The sequence below is a fragment of the Pseudomonas linyingensis genome (genome assembly GCF_900109175.1).
Lineage (GTDB): Bacteria > Pseudomonadota > Gammaproteobacteria > Pseudomonadales > Pseudomonadaceae > Geopseudomonas > Geopseudomonas linyingensis.
In genome coordinates, this window is record NZ_FNZE01000006.1 from 24,639 (window position 1) to 47,339 (window position 22,701).

General features: G+C 69.4%; 15 protein-coding genes. 14 read left to right on the forward strand and 1 reads right to left on the reverse strand.

Annotated elements, in window-relative coordinates; all coding sequences use genetic code 11:
• The first annotated feature begins 271 nt into the window (after positions 1-271).
• Both BMZ19_RS08850 and BMZ19_RS08855 read left to right on the forward strand, forming a co-directional pair.
• Entirely contained in the window at positions 272-1,657 is a 1,386-nt protein-coding gene (locus tag BMZ19_RS08850; RefSeq protein ID WP_090310000.1) for a chromosome partitioning protein ParA, read from the forward strand.
• Positions 1,658-1,686: 29 nt separating this feature from the next.
• Positions 1,687-2,601 (forward strand): 1-aminocyclopropane-1-carboxylate deaminase/D-cysteine desulfhydrase, encoded by a 915-nt coding sequence (locus BMZ19_RS08855; RefSeq protein ID WP_090310003.1) that lies wholly within the window; start codon positions 1,687-1,689, stop codon positions 2,599-2,601.
• Positions 2,602-2,614: 13 nt separating this feature from the next.
• Here BMZ19_RS08855 and BMZ19_RS08860 read toward each other — a convergent pair whose 3' ends face one another.
• Positions 2,615-3,574 (reverse strand): DUF1853 family protein, encoded by a 960-nt coding sequence (locus tag BMZ19_RS08860; protein WP_090310418.1) that lies wholly within the window; start codon positions 3,572-3,574, stop codon positions 2,615-2,617.
• A gap of 104 nt (positions 3,575-3,678) precedes the next feature.
• Between BMZ19_RS08860 and BMZ19_RS08865 the strand changes: the two genes are divergently transcribed.
• From BMZ19_RS08865 to BMZ19_RS08920, 12 genes are all read left to right on the forward strand, one after another.
• Positions 3,679-4,566 carry an NAD(+) kinase gene (locus tag BMZ19_RS08865; RefSeq protein WP_090310006.1) on the forward strand — a complete coding sequence of 296 codons (888 nt, stop codon included), beginning with the start codon at positions 3,679-3,681 and terminating at the stop codon, positions 4,564-4,566.
• A 2-nt stretch (positions 4,567-4,568) separates the two neighbouring features.
• Positions 4,569-5,540: a metallophosphoesterase gene (locus BMZ19_RS08870; protein ID WP_090310420.1), complete on the forward strand. Its 972-nt coding sequence runs from the start codon at positions 4,569-4,571 to the stop codon at positions 5,538-5,540.
• Positions 5,537-6,403 carry a rhomboid family intramembrane serine protease gene (locus BMZ19_RS08875; protein WP_090310009.1) on the forward strand — a complete coding sequence of 289 codons (867 nt, stop codon included), beginning with the start codon at positions 5,537-5,539 and terminating at the stop codon, positions 6,401-6,403. Before BMZ19_RS08870 ends, BMZ19_RS08875 begins: the two co-directional genes overlap by 4 nt.
• Before the next feature lie 29 nt (positions 6,404-6,432).
• On the forward strand, positions 6,433-6,696 hold the full coding sequence (locus tag BMZ19_RS08880) for a YeaC family protein (RefSeq protein WP_090310012.1): 264 nt from the start codon (positions 6,433-6,435) through the stop codon (positions 6,694-6,696).
• The gene (locus BMZ19_RS08885; RefSeq protein ID WP_090310015.1) at positions 6,696-7,526 is read left to right on the forward strand and encodes a DUF2797 domain-containing protein; all 831 of its coding nucleotides are present in this window, start codon (positions 6,696-6,698) and stop codon (positions 7,524-7,526) included. Before BMZ19_RS08880 ends, BMZ19_RS08885 begins: the two co-directional genes overlap by 1 nt.
• Before the next feature lie 11 nt (positions 7,527-7,537).
• Positions 7,538-10,195: an aminopeptidase N gene (gene pepN, locus BMZ19_RS08890; RefSeq protein WP_090310018.1), complete on the forward strand. Its 2,658-nt coding sequence runs from the start codon at positions 7,538-7,540 to the stop codon at positions 10,193-10,195.
• A gap of 170 nt (positions 10,196-10,365) precedes the next feature.
• A complete protein-coding gene (locus BMZ19_RS08895; RefSeq protein WP_090310022.1) occupies positions 10,366-11,472 on the forward strand; it encodes a saccharopine dehydrogenase family protein in 1,107 nt (368 codons plus the stop codon).
• A 394-nt stretch (positions 11,473-11,866) separates the two neighbouring features.
• Positions 11,867-14,920 (forward strand): DUF4132 domain-containing protein, encoded by a 3,054-nt coding sequence (locus BMZ19_RS08900; RefSeq protein ID WP_212633209.1) that lies wholly within the window; start codon positions 11,867-11,869, stop codon positions 14,918-14,920.
• A gap of 261 nt (positions 14,921-15,181) precedes the next feature.
• A complete protein-coding gene (locus BMZ19_RS08905) occupies positions 15,182-18,055 on the forward strand; it encodes a DUF4132 domain-containing protein (RefSeq protein ID WP_090310025.1) in 2,874 nt (957 codons plus the stop codon).
• Positions 18,055-19,167 carry an ATP-binding protein gene (locus BMZ19_RS08910; RefSeq protein WP_090310028.1) on the forward strand — a complete coding sequence of 371 codons (1,113 nt, stop codon included), beginning with the start codon at positions 18,055-18,057 and terminating at the stop codon, positions 19,165-19,167. Before BMZ19_RS08905 ends, BMZ19_RS08910 begins: the two co-directional genes overlap by 1 nt.
• The gene (locus tag BMZ19_RS08915) at positions 19,151-21,556 is read left to right on the forward strand and encodes a DUF5682 family protein (protein WP_212633210.1); all 2,406 of its coding nucleotides are present in this window, start codon (positions 19,151-19,153) and stop codon (positions 21,554-21,556) included. Before BMZ19_RS08910 ends, BMZ19_RS08915 begins: the two co-directional genes overlap by 17 nt.
• Complete coding sequence (locus BMZ19_RS08920) at positions 21,549-22,700, forward strand: VWA domain-containing protein (protein WP_090310030.1); 1,152 nt, start codon at positions 21,549-21,551, stop codon at positions 22,698-22,700. The genes BMZ19_RS08915 and BMZ19_RS08920 overlap by 8 nt, the downstream gene beginning before the upstream one ends.
• Position 22,701: the final 1 nt, after the last annotated feature.

Consider the following 22,701-nt stretch of genomic DNA (forward strand, 5'->3'; position numbering starts at 1 on the left):
AGCGTGGCAGGGCCTTGCCCATGGGCATGCGTGGGTTTTGTTGATGGACGTGTCTGGCGCTGGGGCTACCGTGTCACAGTTCGCGAGCGACGAGTGGTCCGGCCGACGAGCCGGACGGTAGCCTGCCAACCCCTTCACATTGCCCGGCGGTGCTTTTCTCCTAGACTTTCGGCCATAAAGGTCGGTGCCATGCATATTGGTGCGCCAGGCCACGGAGAAATTGTTCGCTCCCGCCCCGTGCGGGATCTGAGTGCCTGTGCGAGGGAAGTCGATGAGCCTGCAGAAAAAGCCACAGATGGTGGAGTCCGTGATGTTCTTCAATGAACGCGGCATCTGCAAGGAAATGCTCTACCCGGAGTTCGAGGCCCTGCTCGATGGGGTGGTCAACCTGCCCGAGTTCGCCGATCAACAGGTGCGCGCTGCCTTCGTGTTGATCAACCCGCGTTTGCTGGTCAAGGCGGCGGTGTTCTTCTACATCGATTTCGGCGTCAAGGGGGAAGCCGACCGCGGCTGGAACATCCCCCTGCGCCATCTGGCCGAGCGTGCCGGCAGCGGTCCCGACCTCGGCTCCGGACCGATTCGCCTGTCCTGCCGCAGTCAGTGCGCGGTGTCCTGGCACCAGATGCACCTGTGGGATCCGAGCCTGTCGCCGGCACAGAACGACCTGTTGCTGATCCGCGACGCCGCCAAGCGCAACAACCTCGGCGTGCTGATCGAGGACGAGACGGCCCAGGCGGTCGAGCCGGCCAAGCTGCATATGGCCTCCGAACACAAGTGGTACATGCAGCCCGACGACCTCGAGTTGATCCGCTCGCAAGAGGCGGCGCGCAAGACCGAAAAGACCGAGCAGGAGCAGCGCCTCAAGGCCGCCCAGATGATCAAGCAGCAGCGCCTGCGCATCAGCAGCCTGAGCCAGCAGCATGAGGAGGAACTGGCCCGTCTGCGCCTGCAGGGCGAGCAGCGCGAGCAGGCCCTGCAGGCGCGACTGGCGACCCTGGAGCGGACCTTGGCCGAGCAGGCCCAGCGCAACGATGCGCTCAAGGCGCGGCTGACGGCCCAGGCCGAGAGTTTCCAGCGGGCACGCGAAAACATGGATCGCCAATTGCAGGCCTTGGCTCAGGACGGACGCAGCGAGCTTGATGGCTTGCGGGCGCAGTTCGAGCAGGAGGCCCAGGCGCGGATCAATGCGGCGCTGCTCGAGAGCCAGGAGCGCCTGGCCCGTCAGGATGCCCAGCTCGCCAGCCAGGCCCGCCATGAGGCGCAATTGCGTGCCGAACTCAGCCAACTGGCCGCGGAGCGCGACCGCCTGGCGCGCGAAGGCGGCGAGCAGATTCTCGAGCGCCTGGCAGGGCAGGGGGTGGTGTTCGTCGCCTACCACCCAGGCGCCGGGCACCTGACCATTCCTCTGCAGGACATGGGCGCCTACCAGCGTAATCCGCAGGCCTATGCCGCGGCCAAATGTTTCGTCAGTGAGGCGCAGTATGGTCAGTGGCTGGCTCACTACCAGCAGCCGAGCTGCATCGCCCAGCTGCCCAGCGGCAATCGCTGCAGTATGCCGATCGACCGGGTCGACTCGCCCAGCCGCTTTGTCAGTGGCGAGTCGGACTGCTGTGCGCGCCATCGCAGCAGTGCCCGGCAGCGCACGCTCGGTCAGTGACACTGCCTGTGGATTGGCCTCCCGCGCCTATGCTGCAGGCGGTGCGCTGTGGCTGGCTGCAGCGCGCCGGCGTGGAGCTGGCGCTGCTGCGTCTGGAGCGGATCGATCCGCTGATCAGTGGCAACAAGTGGTACAAGCTGGCACCGCATCTGGCCGAGGCCCGGCGCCTCGCTGCGCCTGGCGTGATCAGCCTGGGTGGCGCCCACTCCAATCATCTGCATGCCCTGGCGGCTGCCGGCACCCGTTTCGGCGTGGCCACCGTCGGCCTGCTGCGTGGCCATGAGCTGGATACCCCTACCGTCCGCGATCTGCGCGCCTTCGGCATGCAGCTGCACTGGCTCGGTTATGCCGGCTATCGTGCCCGTCACCAGGCGGACTTCTGGACGCCCTGGCTGGCGCGTTATCCGGGCTATCTGCCGGTGGCCGAAGGCGGCATGAGTCTGCCGGCGGCGCGCTCCTGTGCGAACCTGGTGGGGATGATCGAGGAGGGGCTGGCCGCACTGGGCTGGCCCGACTACCAGCAGCTGTGGGTTGCTGCCGGCAGCGGCACGACCCTGGCCGGGCTGGTGATGGGCGAAGGGGGTCGCCATCCGGTGGTCGGCACCCTGGCGGTGCCGGCCGATCACGGCGTGGCGGCGACGGTGGAGCGGCTGCTCGCCGAGGCCGGTGCCTCACCGGGGAGTGGCTACCAGCTGCGGGATGCCAGTCGTGGCGGCTTCGCTCGCCTGGATGCCACGCTGGCCAGGTTCATCCTCGACTTCGAGCGCGAAACCGGCGTGCCTCTCGAGCCACTGTATACCGGCAAGCTGCTGCTGGCGCTGCAGGAGGCACTGCAGGGCGGCGAGATCGCTCGCGGTAGCCGCATCGTCGCGGTACACAGTGGTGGCCTGCAGGGACGGCGGGCGCTGGACGCGCGTCTGCGCGAGCTGGCCGGGCTGTTCTAGGCCGATCCTTGGCTCAGCGCGTGCTGCTGATCCTGGCCGGCAGCGGCCAGTGATCGTTGACCAGAAAGATCCGCTCCCGTTCCTGCCAGAAGCCGTCGGCTTCTTCCTTCAGGCCCACCAGCATGCGTGGCGCGGCGTCCTCCGGCAGGGCGCCCAGCCATTTCTCCAGCTGCGCATCGGACCATAACTCCTCGGCAGGGTAGCCCGCCGGCGCCAGCCAGCGCAGGCGTGGCAGTGGCTGCCAGCGGTGGCCGCTGGCCTCCCGCCAGGCGGGCCAGTCGCGGCGCTGCACCCAGTGGCCGCGCAAGTGCTGCGGGCTGGCGCCGGTCGGGGCGCTGCAGGGTGACGGCCAGGGATAGAACAGGTAGCCAGCGAGCCACAGGCTGGCCTGCAGCGGCCGGGAGCTGAGCGGCTCGACCAGGGCGCGCGCCTCGGGGCGGGCGGAGAGCGGCAGCTGGTGCTGCAGCAGGTGCTCCAGCTTGAGGTCGAGGCGATCCAGACGGCCCGGACCGAGCCAGTCGCGGGCGCCCCGGCCGTCGCTGTCGGACGGGCCGAGGTAGAACTTCACCGCCAGCTCGATGTGCTGCAGGCCTTCGCGGTCCTCCAGCAGCAGGTCCATCTCGCCGAGGGTGCGGCCATGGTCGCGCACCGCCAGGTTGGCCGCCAGCAGGCGGATGTCCGGCGCCTGGCGCAGGGCGAACTGCCACAGCTCCTCGTAGTAGCGTCCCAGGCGATTGCCGGAGACCGCCGGCAGCTGCGCGAGCAGCGGCTGGGGATCGCAGTCGAGGGCCTGCAGCCAGTCCGCCAGCTGTTCGGGACGGGTCGCCCAGCCACTGGCGCGCAGCGGATGGCGCGGTTGCAGGCCGTCCAGGCTACCCAGCAGCGGCGAGCTGCACAGGGTCCAGGCCAGATCGCGCACGGCGGGATGGCGCAGCTGGCGGGGCAGCAGGGCGAGGTTCGGGAAGAGCGTCATGTCGGCCAGCATAGCCGCTGGCCGCCGTGAGTGTCGCGGTTTGCCGGGCGCTGCACGCTTCCCCCATAATCGACCTCCCGCAGTCTGCAGCCGGCAGGGTTTCCATGGAGCATTTTCGCAATATCGGCATCATCGGGCGCCTGGGCAGCTCGCAGGTGCTGGACACCATTCGTCGTCTGAAGCGCTTTCTGGTGGAGCGGCACCTGCACGTGATTCTCGAGGAGAGCATCGCCGAGGTGCTGCCCGGCCACGGCATGCAGACCTGCACGCGCAAGCTGATGGGCGAGATCTGCGATCTGGTCATCGTGGTCGGCGGCGACGGCAGCCTGCTCGGCGCGGCGCGCGCCATGGCCCGCCACGGCACTCCGGTGCTGGGCATCAACCGCGGCAGTCTGGGCTTTCTCACCGACATCCGTCCCGACGAGCTGGAGACCAAGGTCAGCGAGGTGCTGGAAGGCCGCTACCTGCTGGAGAGCCGTTTCCTGCTCGAGGCGCTGGTACGCCGCGGCGAGGAGTCGATCGGCCAGAGCGATGCCCTCAACGATGTGGTGCTGCACCCGGGCAAGTCGACGCGGATGATCGAGTTCGAGCTGTTCATCGACGGCCAGTTCGTCTGCAGCCAGAAGGCCGACGGCCTGATCGTCGCCACCCCCACCGGCTCCACCGCCTATTCGTTGTCGGCCGGCGGGCCGATCATGCATCCCAAGCTGGATGCCCTCGTCATCGTGCCAATGTATCCGCACACCCTGTCCAGCCGGCCGATCGTGGTCGACGGCAACAGCGAGCTGAAGGTGGTGGTGGCCTCGGACATGCAAATCTATCCGCTGGTTTCCTGCGACGGGCAGAACCACTTCACCTGCGCCCCCGGCGATACCCTGACCATTCGCAAGAAGGCGCAGAAGCTGAAGCTGATCCATCCGCTCGACCACAACTACTACGAAGTCTGCCGGACCAAGCTGGGTTGGGGCAGTCGCCTCGGAGGGCACGACTAGTGCTGCTTGACCCGACGCGCAGCTACGACCTGATTGGCGACGTGCATGGCTGTGCGCGTGCCCTCGAGCGCCTGCTGTCCGGCCTCGGCTATCGTCGTCAAGGGGGCGTCTGGCGTCATCCGCAGCGCATGGCGCTGTTCCTCGGCGACATCCTCGACCGTGGCCCGCACATCCGCGAGGCACTGCACCTGGTTCACGACATGGTCGAGGCCGGCGAGGCGCTGTGCCTGATGGGCAACCACGAATGGTATGCCCTCGGCTGGACCACGCCGGCACTGCCGGGCAGCGGCCGCGAGTTTGCCCGCGAGCACAACCCGCGTCACGAACGGCTGATTCGCGAAACCCTGGCGCAGTTCGAGGACTATCCGGGCGACTGGCATGACTTCCTCGCCTGGTTCCACAAGCTGCCGCTGTTCGTCGACGCCGAACGCTTCCGCCTGGTGCATGCCTGCTGGGATGCCGAGGCGATCCAGCAACTGCGCCGTGATCACCCGGACGGCCGCATCGACCGCGCCTTCGTCCAGCAGGCCGGCGATCCCGACAGTTTCGCCGCCCACTGCATGCAGCGCTTGTTGCGCGGCCTCGACATGCCGCTGCCGCGTGGCGTGACCCTGACCAGCCACGACGGCTTCATCCGCTCGGTATTCCGTACCAAGTTCTGGGAGAGCGATCCGCAGACCTACGGCGACATCGTCTTCCAGCCCGACGCGCTGCCCGAGGAGGTGGCCAACCTGCCGCTGAGCAACGCGCAGAAGGCCGCGCTGCTGCGCTACGGCGAGGACGAGCCGATGCTGTTCGTCGGACACTACTGGTGCAACGGCACGCCGGCGCCGCTGCGCCCCAACCTGGCCTGCCTCGACTACAGCGCGGTGCGCCGCGGCAAGCTGGTGGCCTACCGGCTGGATCAGGAAACCCGTATGGACCCCGACAAGTTCTTCTGGGTCGAGGTCAAGCGCCAGGAGGCCGACTCGTGAGTCCGGTGGCGGCCCTGCGCCTGCCCCTGAATGACGACCTCGGTGCCTTCGTCGCGCTGTTGCAGCGCCTCGGCGTGCCGCACCGGGTCAGCGAGGAGTCCGGCGAGCAGGTGCTCTGGGTGCCGGACGAGACGCTCGCCCAGCGCGTGCGCGAGCTGTATGCCCAATACCCGGCCGGCATCGCCGGCAGCGATCGACTGCCGGCAGCTCCCGCGGGCTCGACCGGACACGCCGTGCTGGCCAGGCTGCTCGCGCTGCCGGTGACCGCGCTGGTGCTGCTGGCCACCTTCGCCGTCGCGCTGGCCAGCTGGTTCGGCGACAACCTGCAACTGATCAGCTGGCTGACCTTCACCGACTTTCGCGTCGAGGGCGACTACGCCTACTTCCTGCCGCTGGCCGACAGCCTGGCCGCCGGCCAGTGGTGGCGGCCGTTCAGCCCCATGCTGGTGCATTTCGGCGTGCTGCACCTGGCGATGAACAGCCTGTGGTTCTGGGAGCTGGGCCGGCGCATCGAGGGGCGCCAGGGCAGTCTGATGCTGCTGGCGCTGACCCTGCTGTTCAGCCTGGTGTCCAACCTGGTGCAGTTCGTGTTCGGCGGGCCGGCGATCTTCGGCGGCCTGTCCGGTGTGCTCTACGGTCTGCTCGGCCACTGCTGGCTGTTCCAGCGGCTGGCGCCCAATGGGCATTTCCGTCTGCCGCCCGGAGTGGTCGGCATGATGCTGATCTGGCTGGTGGTCTGCCTGAGCGGGCTGATCGGCGCGCTGGGCTTTGGCGAGATCGCCAACGCCGCCCACGTCGGCGGCCTGCTGATCGGCTGCGTCACCGGCGTGCTCGGCGGCCTGCTGGCGCGTCGGCGGCGCTAAAATCAAACTTTCTTCCTGGGAGACACGCCATGGCGTCCTTTGCCGAAATGATCGAAAACATCACCCCCGAGATCTACCAGAGCCTCAAGCTCGCCGTGGAGATCGGCAAGTGGCCGGACGGACGCAAGCTCACCCAGGAGCAGAAGGAACTGACCCTGCAGGCGATGATCGCCTGGGAGATCCAGAATCTGCCGGAAGAGCAACGCACCGGCTACATGGGCCCGCAGGAGTGCACCTCCAAGTCCTTCGAAGTGCCGAACATCCTGTTCAAGTCCTCGGATACCCTGCACTGATGAGCGAACTCGGACGTGGCGCGTTGACCAAGATGGCGGTGCGCCTGGGGGCCCCGGTGCAGTACAGCCTGCGCCTGGGTGACGCCGAGGTGGCGGTCAACCCGCTGATAGGCAAGACCCTGCGCCTGGAGTTCCTCGGCGCCATCCATTGCAGCCACTGCGGGCGGCGCACCAAGAAGAGCTACGCCCAGGGCTACTGCTATCCGTGCATGACCAAGCTGGCGCAGTGCGACAGCTGCATCATGAGCCCGGAGAAGTGCCACTACGATGCCGGCACCTGCCGCGAGCCGAGCTGGGGTGAGCAGTTCTGCATGACCGACCACGTGGTCTACCTGGCCAACTCATCGGGCGTGAAGGTCGGCATCACCCGCGCCACCCAGCTGCCCACCCGCTGGCTCGACCAGGGCGCCAGCCAGGCGCTGCCGATCCTGCGCGTGGCCACCCGCCTGCAGTCCGGCCTGGTCGAAGACCTGCTGCGCAGCCAGGTGGCCGACCGCACCAACTGGCGCGCGCTGCTCAAGGGCGACGCCACACCGGTCGATCTGCCGGCAGTGCGCGAGCAACTGTTCGATACTTGTGCCGAGGGCCTCGAGGCGCTGCAGCAGCGCTTCGGCCTGCAGGCGATCCAGCCGCTGGCGGATGCCGAGGTAGTGGAGATGCGCTATCCGGTCGCGGCCTATCCGGCCAAGATCGTCAGTTTCGATCTGGACAAGAACCCGCTGGTCGAGGGCACACTGCAGGGCATCAAGGGCCAGTACCTGATCTTCGATACCGGCGTGATCAACATTCGCAAGTACACGGCCTACCAGCTGGCCGTGCAGCAACTCTAAGGAAGCCAGATATGCGCAGCGAACAACCGAAGACTGTCTATCTCAAGGATTATCGGGCCCCCGACTACCTGATCGACGAGACCCACCTGACCTTCGAGCTGTTCGAGGACCACACCCTGGTCCATGCGCAACTGGTCATGCGCCGCAACCCGGCGGCCGGCAGCGGCTTGCCGCCGCTGGTGCTGGACGGCCAGCAGCTCGAGCTGCTGTCGCTGGCGGTGGACGACGTGCCGCTGGGCGAGGGCGACTACCAGCTCGGCGACAGCCACCTGACCCTGCAGCCGAGCCGTGACGAGTTCGTCATCGACAGCAGCGTGCGTATCCACCCGGAAAGCAACACCGCGCTGGAGGGCCTGTACAAGTCCAGCGGCATGTTCTGCACCCAGTGCGAGGCGGAGGGCTTTCGCAAGATCACCTTCTACCTCGACCGCCCGGACGTGATGAGCAAGTTCACCACCACGCTCAGTGCGCTGCAGAAGGACTACCCGGTGCTGCTCTCCAACGGCAACCTGATCGCCAGCGGCCACGAAGAGGAAGGCCGCCACTGGGCGACCTGGCAGGACCCGTTCATGAAGCCGGCCTACCTGTTCGCCCTGGTCGCGGGCGACCTGTGGTGCATCGAGGACAGCTTCAAGACCATGAGCGGCCGCGACGTCGCCCTGCGCATCTACGTCGAGCCGGAGAACATCGGCAAGCTGCAGCACGGCATGGACAGCCTGAAGAAGTCGATGAAATGGGACGAGGAGGTGTACGGTCGCGAGTACGACCTGGACATCTTCATGATCGTCGCGGTCAACGACTTCAACATGGGGGCCATGGAGAACAAGGGCCTCAACATCTTCAACTCCAGCTGCGTGCTGGCCCACCCGGAAACCGCCACCGACGCCGCCCACCAGCGCGTCGAGGCGGTGGTCGCCCACGAGTACTTCCACAACTGGTCGGGCAACCGCGTCACCTGCCGCGACTGGTTCCAGCTGTCCCTGAAAGAAGGCTTCACCGTGTTCCGCGACGCCGAGTTCTCGGCCGACATGAACTCGCGCACGGTCAAGCGCATCGAAGACGTTGCCTTCCTGCGCACCCAGCAGTTCGCCGAGGACGCCGGCCCGATGGCCCACCCGGTGCGCCCGGACGCCTACATGGAGATCTCCAACTTCTACACCCTGACCATCTACGAGAAGGGCGCGGAAGTGCTGCGCATGATCCACACCCTGCTCGGCGCCGAGGCCTTCCGCAATGGCAGCGATCTGTACTTCGACCGTCACGATGGCCAGGCGGTGACCTGCGACGACTTCATCAAGGCCATGGAGGACGCCAGCGGCGTCGATCTGACCCAGTTCAAGCGCTGGTACACCCAGTCCGGTACCCCGCGCCTGGTGGTGGAGGAGGCCTACGATCCGGTCGCCCACACCTACAGCCTGACCTTCCGCCAGAGCTGCCCGCCGACCCCGGGTCAGGAGCACAAGCAACCCTTCGTCATCCCGGTGGCCATGGGCCTGCTGGACGCCCACGGCAACGAGCTGCCGCTGCGCCTGGCCGGCGAGGCCGCGGCGGACGGCACCTCCCGCGTGTTGGCGGTGAACGAGGTCGAGCAGCGCTTCACCTTCGCCGATGTCGCCCACAAGCCGCTGCCCTCGCTGCTGCGCGGCTTCTCCGCGCCGGTCAAGCTGAGCTTCCCCTACAGCCGCGATCAGCTGATGTTCCTCATGCAGCATGACTCCGACGGCTTCAACCGCTGGGAAGCCGGCCAGCAGCTCGCCGTGCAGGTGCTGCAGGAGCTGGTCGACCAGCACCAGCGCGACGAGGCGCTGAGCCTCGATGCCCGCCTGATCACCGCGCTGCGCAGCGTGCTGGCCGATGAAAGCCTGGATGCGGCGATGGTCGCCGAGATGCTCTCGCTGCCGGCCGAGGCCTACCTGGCCGAACTCAGCGAGGTGGCCGACGTCGATGCCATCCACGCCGCCCGCGAGTTCGCCCGCCAGGAGATCTCCCGCGAGCTGTTCGACCTGCTGTGGGCGCGCTACCAGGCCTGCCGCGAGGCCTCGCGCACGACGCCCTACGCCGCCGACGCCACGCAGATCGCCCGGCGCAGCCTGCAGAACATCGCCCTGTCCTACCTGATGCTGGCCGCCAGCGACGAGGTGGTGGACGTCTGCGAGGACCAGTTCCAGCACACCGACAACATGACCGAGCGCCTGTCCGCACTGGCCGTGCTGGTCAACTCGCCGTTCGAGTCGGAGAAGGCCGGCGCGCTGGCCAAGTTCGCCGACTACTTCAAGGACGATGCCCTGGTGATGGACCAGTGGTTCAGCGTGCAGGCCGGCAGCCCGCTGCCGGGCGGCCTGGAGCGGGTCGAGGCGCTGATGCACCACCCGGCCTTCACTCTGAAGAACCCCAACAAGGTGCGTGCGCTGATCGGCGCCTTCGCCAACCAGAACCACGTCAACTTCCACCGCCTCGACGGCGCCGGCTATCGTTTCCTCGCCGACCAGATCATCGCCCTCAATGCCCTCAACCCGCAGATCGCTTCCCGCCTGCTGACCCCGCTGACCCGCTGGCGCAAGTTCGACAGCGCCCGCCAGGCGCTGATGCGCTCCGAGCTGGAGCGCATCCTGGCCAGCGGCGAGCTGTCCAGCGATGTGTTCGAGGTGGTGAGCAAGAGCCTGGCGTAAGCCGGGCTCTCCAGAGTCACTCGGGGGCTTGTCACCGTTCTGGATCGTTGGCAAGTGTTCCGCCGGGTAACGAGGAGTTGGACTGGGTGGTGGTTGCAGGACCGGCGGTGTGATGGGAGAGGCCGCTCGCGTGGCCGCTCCTGTGATGGCAATTGACTCAAGGATGATCAATGCGCGTACTCGTGCTGGGCGGTCTCGGCAACTTCGGTGCCCGGATCTGTAAACGGCTGGCGTTGGAGCCAGGTATGGAGGTCTTGGCCGGCTCGCGGAGCCTGCCTGCCGACACGCCGTTCGCTGACAGCCCGGTACGGCTGGTGCGGCTGGATATGGACGCGGCCGATTTTCCGCGGCAGTTGCTGGACCTCGGGGTCGACCTGCTGATCCATTGCGCCGGGCCTTTCCAGCAGCAGGGCTATCGGGTGGCCGAGGCCTGCTGCGCAGCGGGCGTGCACTACATCGATATCGCCGATGGTCGTGACTTCGTTGCCGATTTTCCCGCGGCCATGGCCACCAGGGCCGAAACGGACGGGGTATGCCTCATTTCCGGGGCGAGCACGGTGCCGGCGTTGTCGTCCGCGGTGGTGGACCGCCTGGCCGAGCAGTTTGCGAGTATCGACGGCATCAGCGTGGCGATTGCGCCAGGCCAGCAGGCGCCGCGGGGCGTGGCGACCATGCGCGCGGTGCTCAGCTACGCCGGCAAGCCGTTTCCGCGTCTGCGCAACGGCGCCTGGCGGACGGTCTATGGCTGGCATGATCTGCGCGCCATCCGCTTCGCCGGGCTGGGCACGCGCTGGGGCGCGGCCTGCGACATTCCCGACCTCGCGCTGTTCGCGCAGCGCTACCCCACGGTCAAGACCATCGAGTTTCGTGCCGCTCTGGAGTTGCGTGTCCAGCATCTCGTCCTGTGGGGGCTGGCGGGGCTTCGTCGGCTGGGCGTCGGCTTGCCGCTGGAGTGCTATGCGCCCCGGCTGGAAGTCTTCACACGCCGCTATCTCGACCGTTTCGGCGGCGACCGCGGCGGGATGATGGTCCGGGTCAGCGGCCGGCGCCCGGATGGCTCGCCGGGCTATGTCACCTGGCATCTGACCGCACCGGACGGCAACGGCCCGGAAATCCCCTGCATGGCGGCGGTGCTGCTGGCGTTGCGGATGGCCGCCAGCGGTCCGCCTGCCAGCGGTGCCTTTGCCTGCATCGGCCTGTTGGAGCTGGACGCGTTCGAGCCGGAGTTCCGGCGCTGGGGCATCACCACCGAGCTGGAGGAGGGCGACTCTCGATAGGTCCTTCTGATTGCCCGCCGGCGCACCGGGTTGCCTGGGACGACAGCCCGCGGCTGGTGGAGAGCGAGTTCCCTATGGATTTCGATGCCCTCCGGGAGGTAAGCGCAACGAGTTGTGCACCAGCGCACAGTCTGGAGCCTGCCAATCGCCCGGCGGCAATTGCAAAATGCAGCCTCTCCAACCAGAGCCTCAGGCAGGGACGCATGCGAGGGCCGCAACTCCAGAACCCCCAGGGTGCGCTCTGCGCCTGCCTTTCTCTCACTCCCCCATCTTCCAGCCGTCTCCCGCCGCTTTTCCGTTACTTGACGTGCTGTCAGGCGGCGACGAGAGCAACCTGACAACTTCGGAATAAGCGCCATCACCGGCCGCTCATTGATCGACACAAGGAGTGTTTATGAGCAAAGAAGCAATCGACGTGAACGACGAAGACCAACTGGTGGACCTGCTGGTCCGCACCATGGCGGAAATCGAGGCCGAAGAGGAAGCCGAGCGCCAGGCCCGGGCCAACCTGCCGGCACTCGACCCGGCCCAGGCGCCGCTGGCCGAGCTGTATCGCCGTATCGACGACACGCTGGAGCGCGCGGCCTTCGCCCGCATCCTCGCCGAGCGGGTGCAGGACGGCCGGACCGCGGAAGTGGCCGAATTCTTCCGCACCTGCGAGGAGCGCTGCCTCAACATCCTGTCGCACCTGAGCAACGACGACGCGCCCTGGCTGGCGAGCACCGAGACCTGGCTGGCCTTCGCCCGCATGACGATTCCACGCGGCCAGTTGTACCACTGCTCTCGCGAGATCCCCCGGCGCAGCCCCGAACTGGCCGTTGAGCTGCGCGCTCTGGCCGACGGCTGGCTGGCCCGTGCCCGCGCCGAGCAGCTGCCGGGCCACCAGTGTGTAGGCCTGGTGCTGGCGCGTATCCTGCCCCTGCTGTGGTATCCGGAAATGTCGCGCGAGGATTGCCTGGCGCACATCGAGTGGGCGCTCGCCCTGCGCGCGGAAGTCGGCAGCGACTACAACACCGGCTGGTATCCCTTCATCGGAGGGCTGGGCGAAGCGGCCGATCTGATCGCGCTGGCCGAGCGCGGCGGGCGCCTGTGCAAGGACGTGCTGGAGGTGTACCGCAAGCGGGTCGAGGACGTACCCGCACCGCACGGCTGGGCGCCGTGGCACGCATTCTTCGCCCTTCATCCCGAACTCTACGACGACAACGCCTTCCGCGACCCCGGCCTGATCGAGCTGCGCTGGTCGGGGGCCAGTGCCGAGCGACGCCAACAACTGGCCGATCAGCTGTTCAGCTGTCTCAGCTACCACGACCGGGCCGAGCGCGAATACACCTTCGCGGTGTTCGACCGCCTGGTGCGCGAGGACGCCGAGCCCTTCGTCGCGCAGCTGCGCGAGTGGGGGCGCTACGACATCAGCTTCAACCTCGCCTGGAAGGTGTGCACCGAGCCGTACCCCGAGCTGCTGCCGCTGATGCTGCCGGCGATTGCCTCGCGCTGCGAGAACGACTGCGAGGCCAGCCGCTACCGGCGCATCGTCCGCCACCTCGTTGCCAGCCGCCCGGACGACCTGACCCAGGTGCCGACCAAGGAGCTGGTCTATCTGCTGCCGACCCTCGACGCCGCGAGCCTGAAAGCCACGCTGCCGGTGCTCACCAAGGTGGTGGCGGGCAGCAGCTCCAAGGCGCTGCGCGACGCGCTGACCGGGATAGCCGCCCGCTTCGTCCCTGCCGATCTGGTCGCCGCCGGTTGGCTGCGCAAGCCGCCGAAGAATCTGCTGCTGGCTTGCCGCGACGTTCTGCTCGCCCATCCCGACCCGACCGCCGCGCCCTTGCTGGCCGAGTTGCTGGCCGGCGGCAAGCTCGATGCGGCCTCGGCCAGCATGGTCGAGGAGCGGCTGCAACATCTCGGGCAGGGCGCCGCCGGTCCGACCGAAAACGCCTCGGGCGAGGCCGCGCCGGCCGCCGACCCCGCCGCCGCGCTGGCCGCCGTCGAAGCCCAGGCCGCCACCGTCAAGCGCATCGCCGCCAGCGTGAAGCACTACGACAGTCCCGAACTGCTGGCCCTCTGCGCGCCGCTGTCCGAGCACGCCGCCCGCGTGCTGCTGCACCTGGCCGCCACCGCCGAGGAAGGCCTGCCGCCGCTGGTCGACAAGCTGATGGCCCCGATAGCGGCGGAGAACCGCGCCCGCCTGGCGCTGGCGCTGGCTGAGGTCTGGATCGCCAGCAACGGCGACCCCAAGCTCCGCTGGGCGCTGAAGCTGCTGCCGGGCAACGCCGACGACCGGGTGGTGGACCAACTGGTCGCCGCCATCAACGCCTGGAACAAGCCGCGCCTGCAGCGCGCCGCCGCCGCCACCGAGCAGCTCGGCGAGGTCGATACCCTGTATGCGCTGCTGCGCGTGCAGGAGATCGCCGAGTCGCGCAAGCTCAAGGACATGGTGGTGAGCAGCGCCCGCCAGGCCCTGCGCGCCGCCGCCCGGCGCCGGCAGATGAGCGTGCCCGAACTGTTCGACGAACTCACCCCGGACTTCGGCCTGGGCGAGGGGCTGACGCTGACCGTCGGTCCCAACGCCTACCGCGTCGAGCTGCAGGGCGACCTGTCGCTGCGCGTCGTCAACGACAAGGGCAAGGCCGCCAAGTCGATCCCGGCGGTGAAGGACGTCGCACTCAAGCCCGAGTGGGAAGCCGCCAGCGCCAAGCTGAAGGGGCTGGCGAGCAACCTGAAGACCGTGGTCAAGCAGCAGGCGCCGCGCATGTACGCCGCGCTGGTCACCGGCAAGCGCTGGCCGCTGGCGCGCTGGCAGCGCCTGTTCGTCCAGCACCCGCTGCTGCGCATCGTTGGCCGCAGCCTGATCTGGCGCGCCGAGGAGGCGCCGGAGCTGGCGCGCAGCAGCTTCCGCCTCGCCGAGGACTTCTCGCTGGTGGACGTGGAAGACGAGGTGCTCGGTCTGCCCGAGGGCTGCAGTGTCAGCCTGTGGCACCCGGCCACCGCCGAGGCGAGCGAGCTGGAGGCCTGGCAGGCCTATTTCGCCGACTACGAGATGGAGCCGATGGTCGACCAGCTGGGCGCCTGCGCCGAGCTGCCGCCGGCCGAGCTGTTCAAGGACGAGCAGTTGCTCGCCCCGCCCGGACTGGTGGTGGCGCAGGAGCAACTGGCCGGCCTGGCGAAGAAGTGGGGTTACCGCCCCGGCCCGGTGGGCGACGGCCCGAGCATCAACGAGCACACCTGGCGTCTTCCGGCGCTGGAACTCAGCATCGAGCTGCACCACGGCTACTTCCCGCCGTGGATGGACATCGGCACTCCGGTGGAGATCGAGTGCTTCATGGTGCGCGACCTCAGCCAGGGCTGGGCCTGGATCAAACCCGCCGATCTGCCCAAACCGCTGCAGGCCACGCTGATGTGGCAGATCCGCGCCCTGCAGGCCAAGGCCAGCGAAGCGCAGACCAAATGAGTAGGCCGGCCCCGGCCCGTGCTACAGCACGGGCCGACCGGCAACCTCTCCATGTTTCCGAAGCAAGCAAGGAAGTGACTGATGGAAATCTTCAAACGTGTCTTGGCCTGCGCCGAGCGCCACAACCCGCCGGCGGCGGCCCATGCGCAGCTGAGTGAGGTGGTCAGCCTGTACGAGGAGTAGGAAACGACCTCCGCATCGAGAGCAGGGCTGACCGCGAGGAGCGGCGGCCCCGCCATTTCCCAAGGATCAGGAACGAACATGAGCGAACGCGATTGCACCCATGCCCCGCTGGCCGAACTCCTGGCGCAGGTGGGCGACACCTTCGACTTCTCCGCCTTCGCCGGCATCCTCGTCGAACGCCTGCGTAACGGCCGCGCCGACGAGGTAGCCGATTTCATCGGCACCCTTTACTCCCTGTATCGCCTGAACGACGAGCAGGCGCCCTGGAGGCGCGACCCCGACCTGTGGCTGGAGCTCGCCCGCCTGACTGTGCCTCGCGGTGTGCTGCTCGAGGGCGATGCCCGGCGCGGCCGTGAGCTGTCCCGGGAAATGCAGGCGATGGCGCGGGACTGGCTGGCCGGAAGCGGCGACAGGCCGTCCTGGGAAGTGCTCGGCCTGTTCCGCAAGCAGTACTATTGGTTCTGGTACGAGGGCATGCCGCGGGAGGAGGTGCTCTCGCTGATCGAGTGGCTGCATGAGGTCCGCACGACGGCCGGCCTGCAGCCGACCGACTACCCCGACGACGTCTGGGGGCCGCTCATCGCGACGCTGGACGACGCGGACCTGCTCGCCCTGGCCGAGCAGGGGGGGGCGCTTTACCGGGATGTCGTCAACTCCTACCGTTGGCGTCACTACCGCAAGCCGACCCGCCAGCGCTGGGCGCCGTGGCACGCCTTTTTCGAGCGTCATCCGCAGCTCTACGATCTGGAGCCGGTGCACGACGACCCGGAGCTGATTGCGCTGCGCTGGGCACAAGGTGCCGACGAGACGCGACGCGGCGAGTTGGCCCAGGCGCTGCTGAGCTACGCCGAGCGCAGGCCCCAAGCCCATTTCCTGGCCCAGCTCGACCGCCTGGTTCGCCAGGATCCGGCGACCTTCGTGCGCCAGTTGAGCGAGCGTCCTTACCTGTTCGACGTGGGCATCGCGGAAAAGATCTGGGCCGAGCAGTACCCCGAACTGCTGCCCCTGCTGTTGCCCGGCATCGTGAAGGCGCCCAAGCCCGGCGCTTACCTGAAGGTCTTGCAGCCGCTGCTCGCCGCCCGCCCGGATGCCGTCCTGGAAATACCCGCGGCCAAGCTCGCCGGCATCCTGCCGCTGCTGGAGGCCGAGCGCTTCAGGAGCCTGCTGCCCCAGCTCGGCAAGGTGCTGGCGGGCAGCAGCTCCAAGGCCCTGCGCGAGGCGATGGCCCGGGCCGCGCAGGTGCTGAGCCCCGACGAGATCGCCGCGACCGGCTGGCTGACGGTGCGCACCAAGAACCTGCAACTGGCCTGCCGCGACCTTCTGCTGGCCCATCCCGATCCGGCGGCGGCATCCCTGTTGGTCGAGCTGCTGGCGGGGGGCGGGCTGGATGCGGGGTCGGCCAGTGTGCTGCAGGCCCGTCTGCAGGCGCAGGGGCTGCTCGCCTCGGGCGCGGGTGCCGCCGAGCCGGCGTCGTTGCAGGCCCTCGAAGCCCAGGCCGCCGGGGTGAAACGCATCGCCGCGGCGGTGAAGCAATACGACGCCCCGGAGCTGCTGGCCCTCTTTGCGCCGCTCTCCGAGCATGCGACGCGGGTACTTCTGCACCTGGCGGCCACCGCGGAAGGCGAGCTGTCGCCGCTGGCGAAGCAACTGCTGGCTGCCATCCCCGCGGAAAACCGCGCCCGTCTGTCCCTGGCGCTGACGCAGGCCTGGGTCGCCCTCGACGGCGATCCCAGGCAGCGCTGGGCGCTCAAGCTGGTGGCGGGCAATGCCGACGACCGGGTTGTCGACACTCTGGTGGCTGCGATCCTCGCCTGGGGCAAGCCGAAGAAGCAGCGCGCGGTGGTCGCGGTCGGCCAGCTCGGCGCGCTGGACACCCCATACGCGCTGGCGCGGGTGCTGGAGTTGTCGTCCTCGCGCAGGCTCAAGGATCTGGTCATCGAGGCCACCCAGGACACTCTGGGTGAGGCCGCCCGCCGCCGCGGCCTCGGTCTGGCGGAGCTGCACGACGAGCTGACCCCCGACTTCGGCCTGGGCGAGGGCGTCACGCTCGCGGTCGGCCCGCATAGCTACCGCGTCGAACTGCAGGGCGATCTGTCGCTGCGGATCGTCAACGACAAGGGCAAGGCGTCGAAGAGCCTGCCCGCCGTGAAGGATGCCGCGTTGAAACCCGAGTGGGAGGCCGCCAGCGCCCGGTTGAAGACCCTCGCCAGCGGCCTGAAGGCGGTGCTCAAGCAGCAGGGGCCGCGCCTGCAGGCGGCGCTGATGACCGGCAAGAGCTGGCCGCTTGTGCGCTGGCAGCGCCTGTTCGTGCAGCATCCGCTGCTGCGCATCGTCGGCCGCAGTCTGATCTGGCGGGTGGAGGGCACGCCGCTGAGCTTTCGCATCGCCGAGGACTTCAGCCTGGTGGATGTCAATGACGATCCGGTCAGCCTGCCGGCGGACGCGGCCATCAGCCTGTGGCACCCGGCCAGCGCCGAGCCCGGCGAGCACGAGGCCTGGCAGAGCTATCTGGACGACTACGAACTCACCTCGCTGGTGGAGCAGGTGGGGGCGCCATGCCAACTGCCCGTCCCGGCGCAGTGCCAGGGCAATGAACTGCATCCGCCCGCTCCGCTGGAGATAACCCAGGGCGCGCTGTCCGGTCTGCTCGGCAAGTGGAATTATCGGCCCGGCCCGGTCGGCGATGGCCCTGGCATCTACGAACACAGCCTCGACCTGCCCGCCGCCCAGCTGTATATCCAGCTGCACCATGATCGCTACATGCCATATATGGACCTGGGCAACCGAGTCGCCATCGAGCATCTGACGGTCTACGACACTCGCCAGCGCGATGAAAACAGGCGCTGGCGGGTCATTCCGCCCGCCGACCTGCCCAAGCCGCTGCAGGCCACCCTGATGGGCCAGTTGCAGGCAATGGCCGCCAAGGCCGCCCCGGCAAAAGGAGAGGCCTGATGGCCAGTCGATCCGCGAAAACCCCGGAAACCACGCAGCCGGCCCAGCGTCTGCCCGCCGAGCTGGCTCACGCCGAGGAGCTTGCCGCGCTGCGCGAGGCCGACGACGGTCCGCGCCCGGAGGGCTGGCGCCTGAGTCCGCGCGCGGTGCGCACCTTCATCCTCGGCAGCGGACGCGACCGACGCATCGCCCGCAAGATCCACGGCAACGACGCGCTCGTCGAGCGCGCCATCGTCACCCTGACCGGCCAGCGCGGGCTGATGCTGGTGGGCGAGCCGGGCACCGCCAAGTCGCTGCTCTCCGAGCTGCTGGCGGCGGCGATCAGCGGCGACAGCACGCTGACCGTGCAGGGCGGCGCCGGGGTGGTGGAGGAGCAGATCCGCTACGGCTGGAACTACGCGCTGCTGCTGCGCGACGGCCCCGGCCCGGCGTCGCTGGTGCCGGGGCCGCTGCACCGGGCGATGGCCGGCGGCGGCCTGCTGCGCTTCGAGGAAATCAGCCGCTGCGTCACCGAGGTGCAGGACTGCCTGGTGCCGGTGTTGTCCGAGCGGCTGCTGCACATCCCCGAACTGAAGGACGTGCAGCCGTATCTGCTCGCCCGGCCCGGCTTCAACGTCATCGCCACGGCCAACCTGCGCGACCGCGGGGTCAACGAGATGTCCGCCGCGCTCAAGCGCCGCTTCAACTTCGAGACCATGCGCCCGCTCGACGGCATCGAGGCACAGGCCAGGCTGATCGGCGAGGAAGTGGCGCGCGAGCTGGTCGCCCAGCGCATCGGCACCGAAGTGCTGCCGCAGGTGCTGACCCTGCTGGCCACCGCGTTTCACGAGCTGCGCGCCGGCATGGTCGAGGGCACCGCCATCGAGCGTCCCGGCACCGTGCTGTCCACTGCCGAGGCGATCAGCGTGGCCTGCAACGCGGCCGCCGACTGCTGGTACTTCGGCGAGCAGCGCCTGCGCCCGGCGCATCTGGCGCGCTACCTGGTGGGCACGGCGATCAAGGACGACGACGAGGATCGCCGGCGCTTCGCCGAGTACCTGCGCATCGTCGCCCGGCGCCGGGCCGGCAGCGAGGACTGGCAGGACTTCGTCGCCGGTGGCCAGGGTGCTTGAGGCGGCGCAGGCACTGCACCTGCTGGCGCCCATGGCGAACCTGCGGCTGGCGCCGGTGCGCCACCACAGCCCGCGCTGCGCCCGCCACCTGCGCGCGCTGATCGAGGCGTTCGCCCCCGACACCCTGCTGATCGAAGGTCCGCAGGAACTCGACGCCCTGTTGCCGGCGCTGCAGCACGCCAAGGCGCAGCCGCCGCTGGCGGTGTACCTGCACGCTGCGGTCGGTCGCGGCGAAGACGAGCTGCGCTGTCGCGGCTACATCCCCTTCGCCGAGTTCTCGCCGGAGTGGGTGGCGCTGCGCGCGGCCGGCGGGCTGGGCGCGGCGGTGCGCTTCATCGACCTGCCCTACGGCGCGCGGTTGGGACTGTCCGCGCAACTGGAGTTCTTCGCCACCGCACCCGAGCCGACGCTGGACGCCGAGCCGCCGCGGCAGGCGCCGGACGTGCTCGCCGGGCTGATCGAGGACGCCGGTTGCCGCGACTTCGACGAGTGGTGGGACCGCCACTTCGAGTCCGGCGTCGAACCGGCGACGGCGGCGGACTATTTCGCCGATCTGCTCGCCTTCAGCCTGCTGCTGCGCGCGCGCGGGGAGGGCGACGACGCCGAGAACGCTGCCCGCGAGGCGCACATGGCGGCGCAGGTGTGCGCCGCGCTCGACGAGGGGCGGCGCTGCCTGGTGGTCTGCGGCGGCTACCACGTGCCGGGCCTCCTCGCCGGCCTCGGCGAGCGGATGTCGGCCAGCGTGGGCGAGACGCTCGCCGCGCTGGGCTTCGCCAGCGCGCCGTCAGCGGTGCCGCGCGGCGCAGGACAGGACAGCTGCGAGGTCGGTGCCCATCTGATCGCCTACAGCCTGGAGCGGCTGGCGCGCGCCAGCGGCTACGCCGCCGGCTTGCCGGCGCCGGGCTATTACCAGGCGGTGTGGCAGGCCTGGGAGCGCGGCGCCGCGCAGCCCTACCGGGCCACCTGGCCGGCGCTGGCCGCGCGGCTGGCCAACCTGCTGCGCGAGCAGGGGCTGCCGGTCACCCTGCCGGATGCCCGCGAGGCGGTGGCCATGGCCGGCCGTCTGGCGGCGCTGCGCGGCTGGCGCGGCGGTCGGGCGGAGCTGGCCGAAGCCCTGCAGGCCACCCTGGTCAAGGACGCCGACGATGTCGGGCTGTTCGCCGGCGCCCTCGCCGAGCTGTTCGGCGGCAGTGCGTCGGGCCGCCTGCCGCCCAATGCGCCGCTGGCGCCGCTGCTGGTCGACGTGCAGAGCTTCTGCACGCGCTACCGGCTGCCGGCGCGGCTGGGCGGCGCGCAGCGCAAGGAGCTGGACATCTACCGCAGCGCCCGGCACCGCGAGATCTCCCGGGGGCTGCAGCGCCTGCGCTTTCTCGGCATTCCCTACGCCCAGCGCCTGGCCGGGCCGGATTTCGTCGCCGGTGCCGATCTGGCCCGGGTGCGCGAAATCTGGGAGCTGGCCTGGCGCCTGGAAACCACCACCGCGCTGACCGAGGCGGCGCGCTACGGCGCCAGCCTGGAGGAGGCGGCGGTCAACCGCCTGCTCGAACTGCTGGCGCCGCCGAGCGCCGGCAACCCGGCGGCGCTGGTGCTGGAAGTGCTGGTGATGGGCCTGGAGGCGCTGGCCGAGCGGGTGCTGGATGCGGTGGCGCTGTGGCTCGAACGCAGCTTCGACGCGCTGGCCCTGGCCCAGGCCGCCGGCCGCCTGGCGCTGGCCTATGAGGCGCGCAACGCGCTGGGCGGGGTGGGGCTGGCGCGCCTGCAACCGCTGCTGGCGCGCGCCTTCGCCCAGGCCTGCCTGCGCCTGCCGGCGCTGGGCCAGGGCGATGCCGCGCACGCGGCCGCGGCGGTCGATGCCCTGGCCGATCTGCACGGCATGGTGCGCCGCGCCGCCGCCTGGGCCGACGGCCCGCTGCTGCTCGACGCCTGTGGCGCGCTGCACGAGGCCGACGTGCCGGCGCCGGTGCGCGGCGCCGCCGCCGGGGTGCTGGCCATGGCCGGGCGCTGGTCGGCCACCGATACCGACCTCGCGCTGGCCGCGGCGCTGGGGCTGGCGCATACCGCGCCGCAGACCATGGGCGAATACCTGCAGGGTTTCCTGCGCATCGCTCGTGGCTGGCTGCTCGGCCATCCGCCCACGGTACTCACCTTGTCGGCGCGCATCGCAGCGTGGAGCGAAGAGGAGTTTCTCGACGGCCTGCCCGCGCTGCGGCTGGCCTTCAGCCAACTCACCCGCCGCGAGCTGCAGGCCTTCGCACAGCTACTGGTCGGCCGCGAACAGGCGCCGGCGCTGCTGGCCGCGCGGGTGCCGGATGAGGCAACGCTGCGCCGCAGCCAGGCGCTGGCCGCCCAGGTGGCGACGGTGCTGCAACACTGGGGGTTCGATGACTGATTCGATCGTACGCCGCCGCTGGCGGCTGATCCTCGGCGCCGAGGCCGAGGCCGCGCTGGGGGGCGAGCAGGGCGGTGCGAGTGTGCTGGACGACGGCGACCAGCGCCGCGACGCTGCCCTGGAATATCTCTACGGCCGCGAGTTCGAGCGCCGCGAGGGCGGCGCCGAAGACGCGGACCGTTACGGCGGTATCGGCCGTCCCGATCCCGGCGCGGTGCGCTGGCTGGGCGAGGTGCGTAAGCTGTTCCCGCGCTCGGCGGCCGAGGTGCTGCAGCGCGATGCGCTGGACCGCTACCGGATGAGCGGCCTGCTCGCCGATCCCCAGGTGCTGGCCCAGGCTACGCCGAGCATCGAGCTGGTGCAGACGCTGATGGCGCTGCGCGAGCGCCTGCCGGCGGTGGTGCATGCCGAGGCGCTGCGGCTGATCCGCCGGGTGGTCGAGCAACTGGAGGCGAAGCTGGCGCCACGGATGCGCGCCGCCTTCGCCCCCAAGCGCCGCCGCCACGGCCGCGGCGGACGGCCGCGGTTGGCCGATCTCGACTGGGCGCGCACCCTGCGCCACAACCTGCCCCACTATCAGCTGGAAACCGAGGAGCTGGTGCTGGAGCGACTGTTCTTCCATCCGCGCGAGGAGCGTCGGCTGCCCTGGCACCTGTGGCTGCTGGTGGACCAGAGCGGCTCGATGAGCGAGTCGGTGATCCACTGCGCGGTGATGGCCGGCATCTTCGCCCGCCTGAGCGCGGTGCGTACCCGCCTGCTGCTGTTCGCCGACGAGGTGGTCGACGCCAGCAGCCAGCTGCAGGCGCCGGAGCGCCTGCTGATGGGCGCGCAGATCGGCGGCGGCACCAACATCGGTGCGGCGCTGGCCGCGGCGTTCGCCCAGGTGGAAGTACCGCGGCGCAGTGTGGTGGTGCTGATCTCCGACCTCTACGAAGGCCACGATGCGGCGCGGGTGCTCGGCGAGGCGGCGCGCCTGGTCGGCAGCGGCGTCCAGGTGCTGGCGCTGGCCGCGCTGGACCGCCGCGCCCATCCCGACTACGACCGCGCGATGGCCGAGCAACTGGTCGCGCGCGGCGTGCAGATGGCGGCGATGACCCCGGACCATCTGGTCGACTGGCTGGCCAACACCATGCAAGGACGCTGAA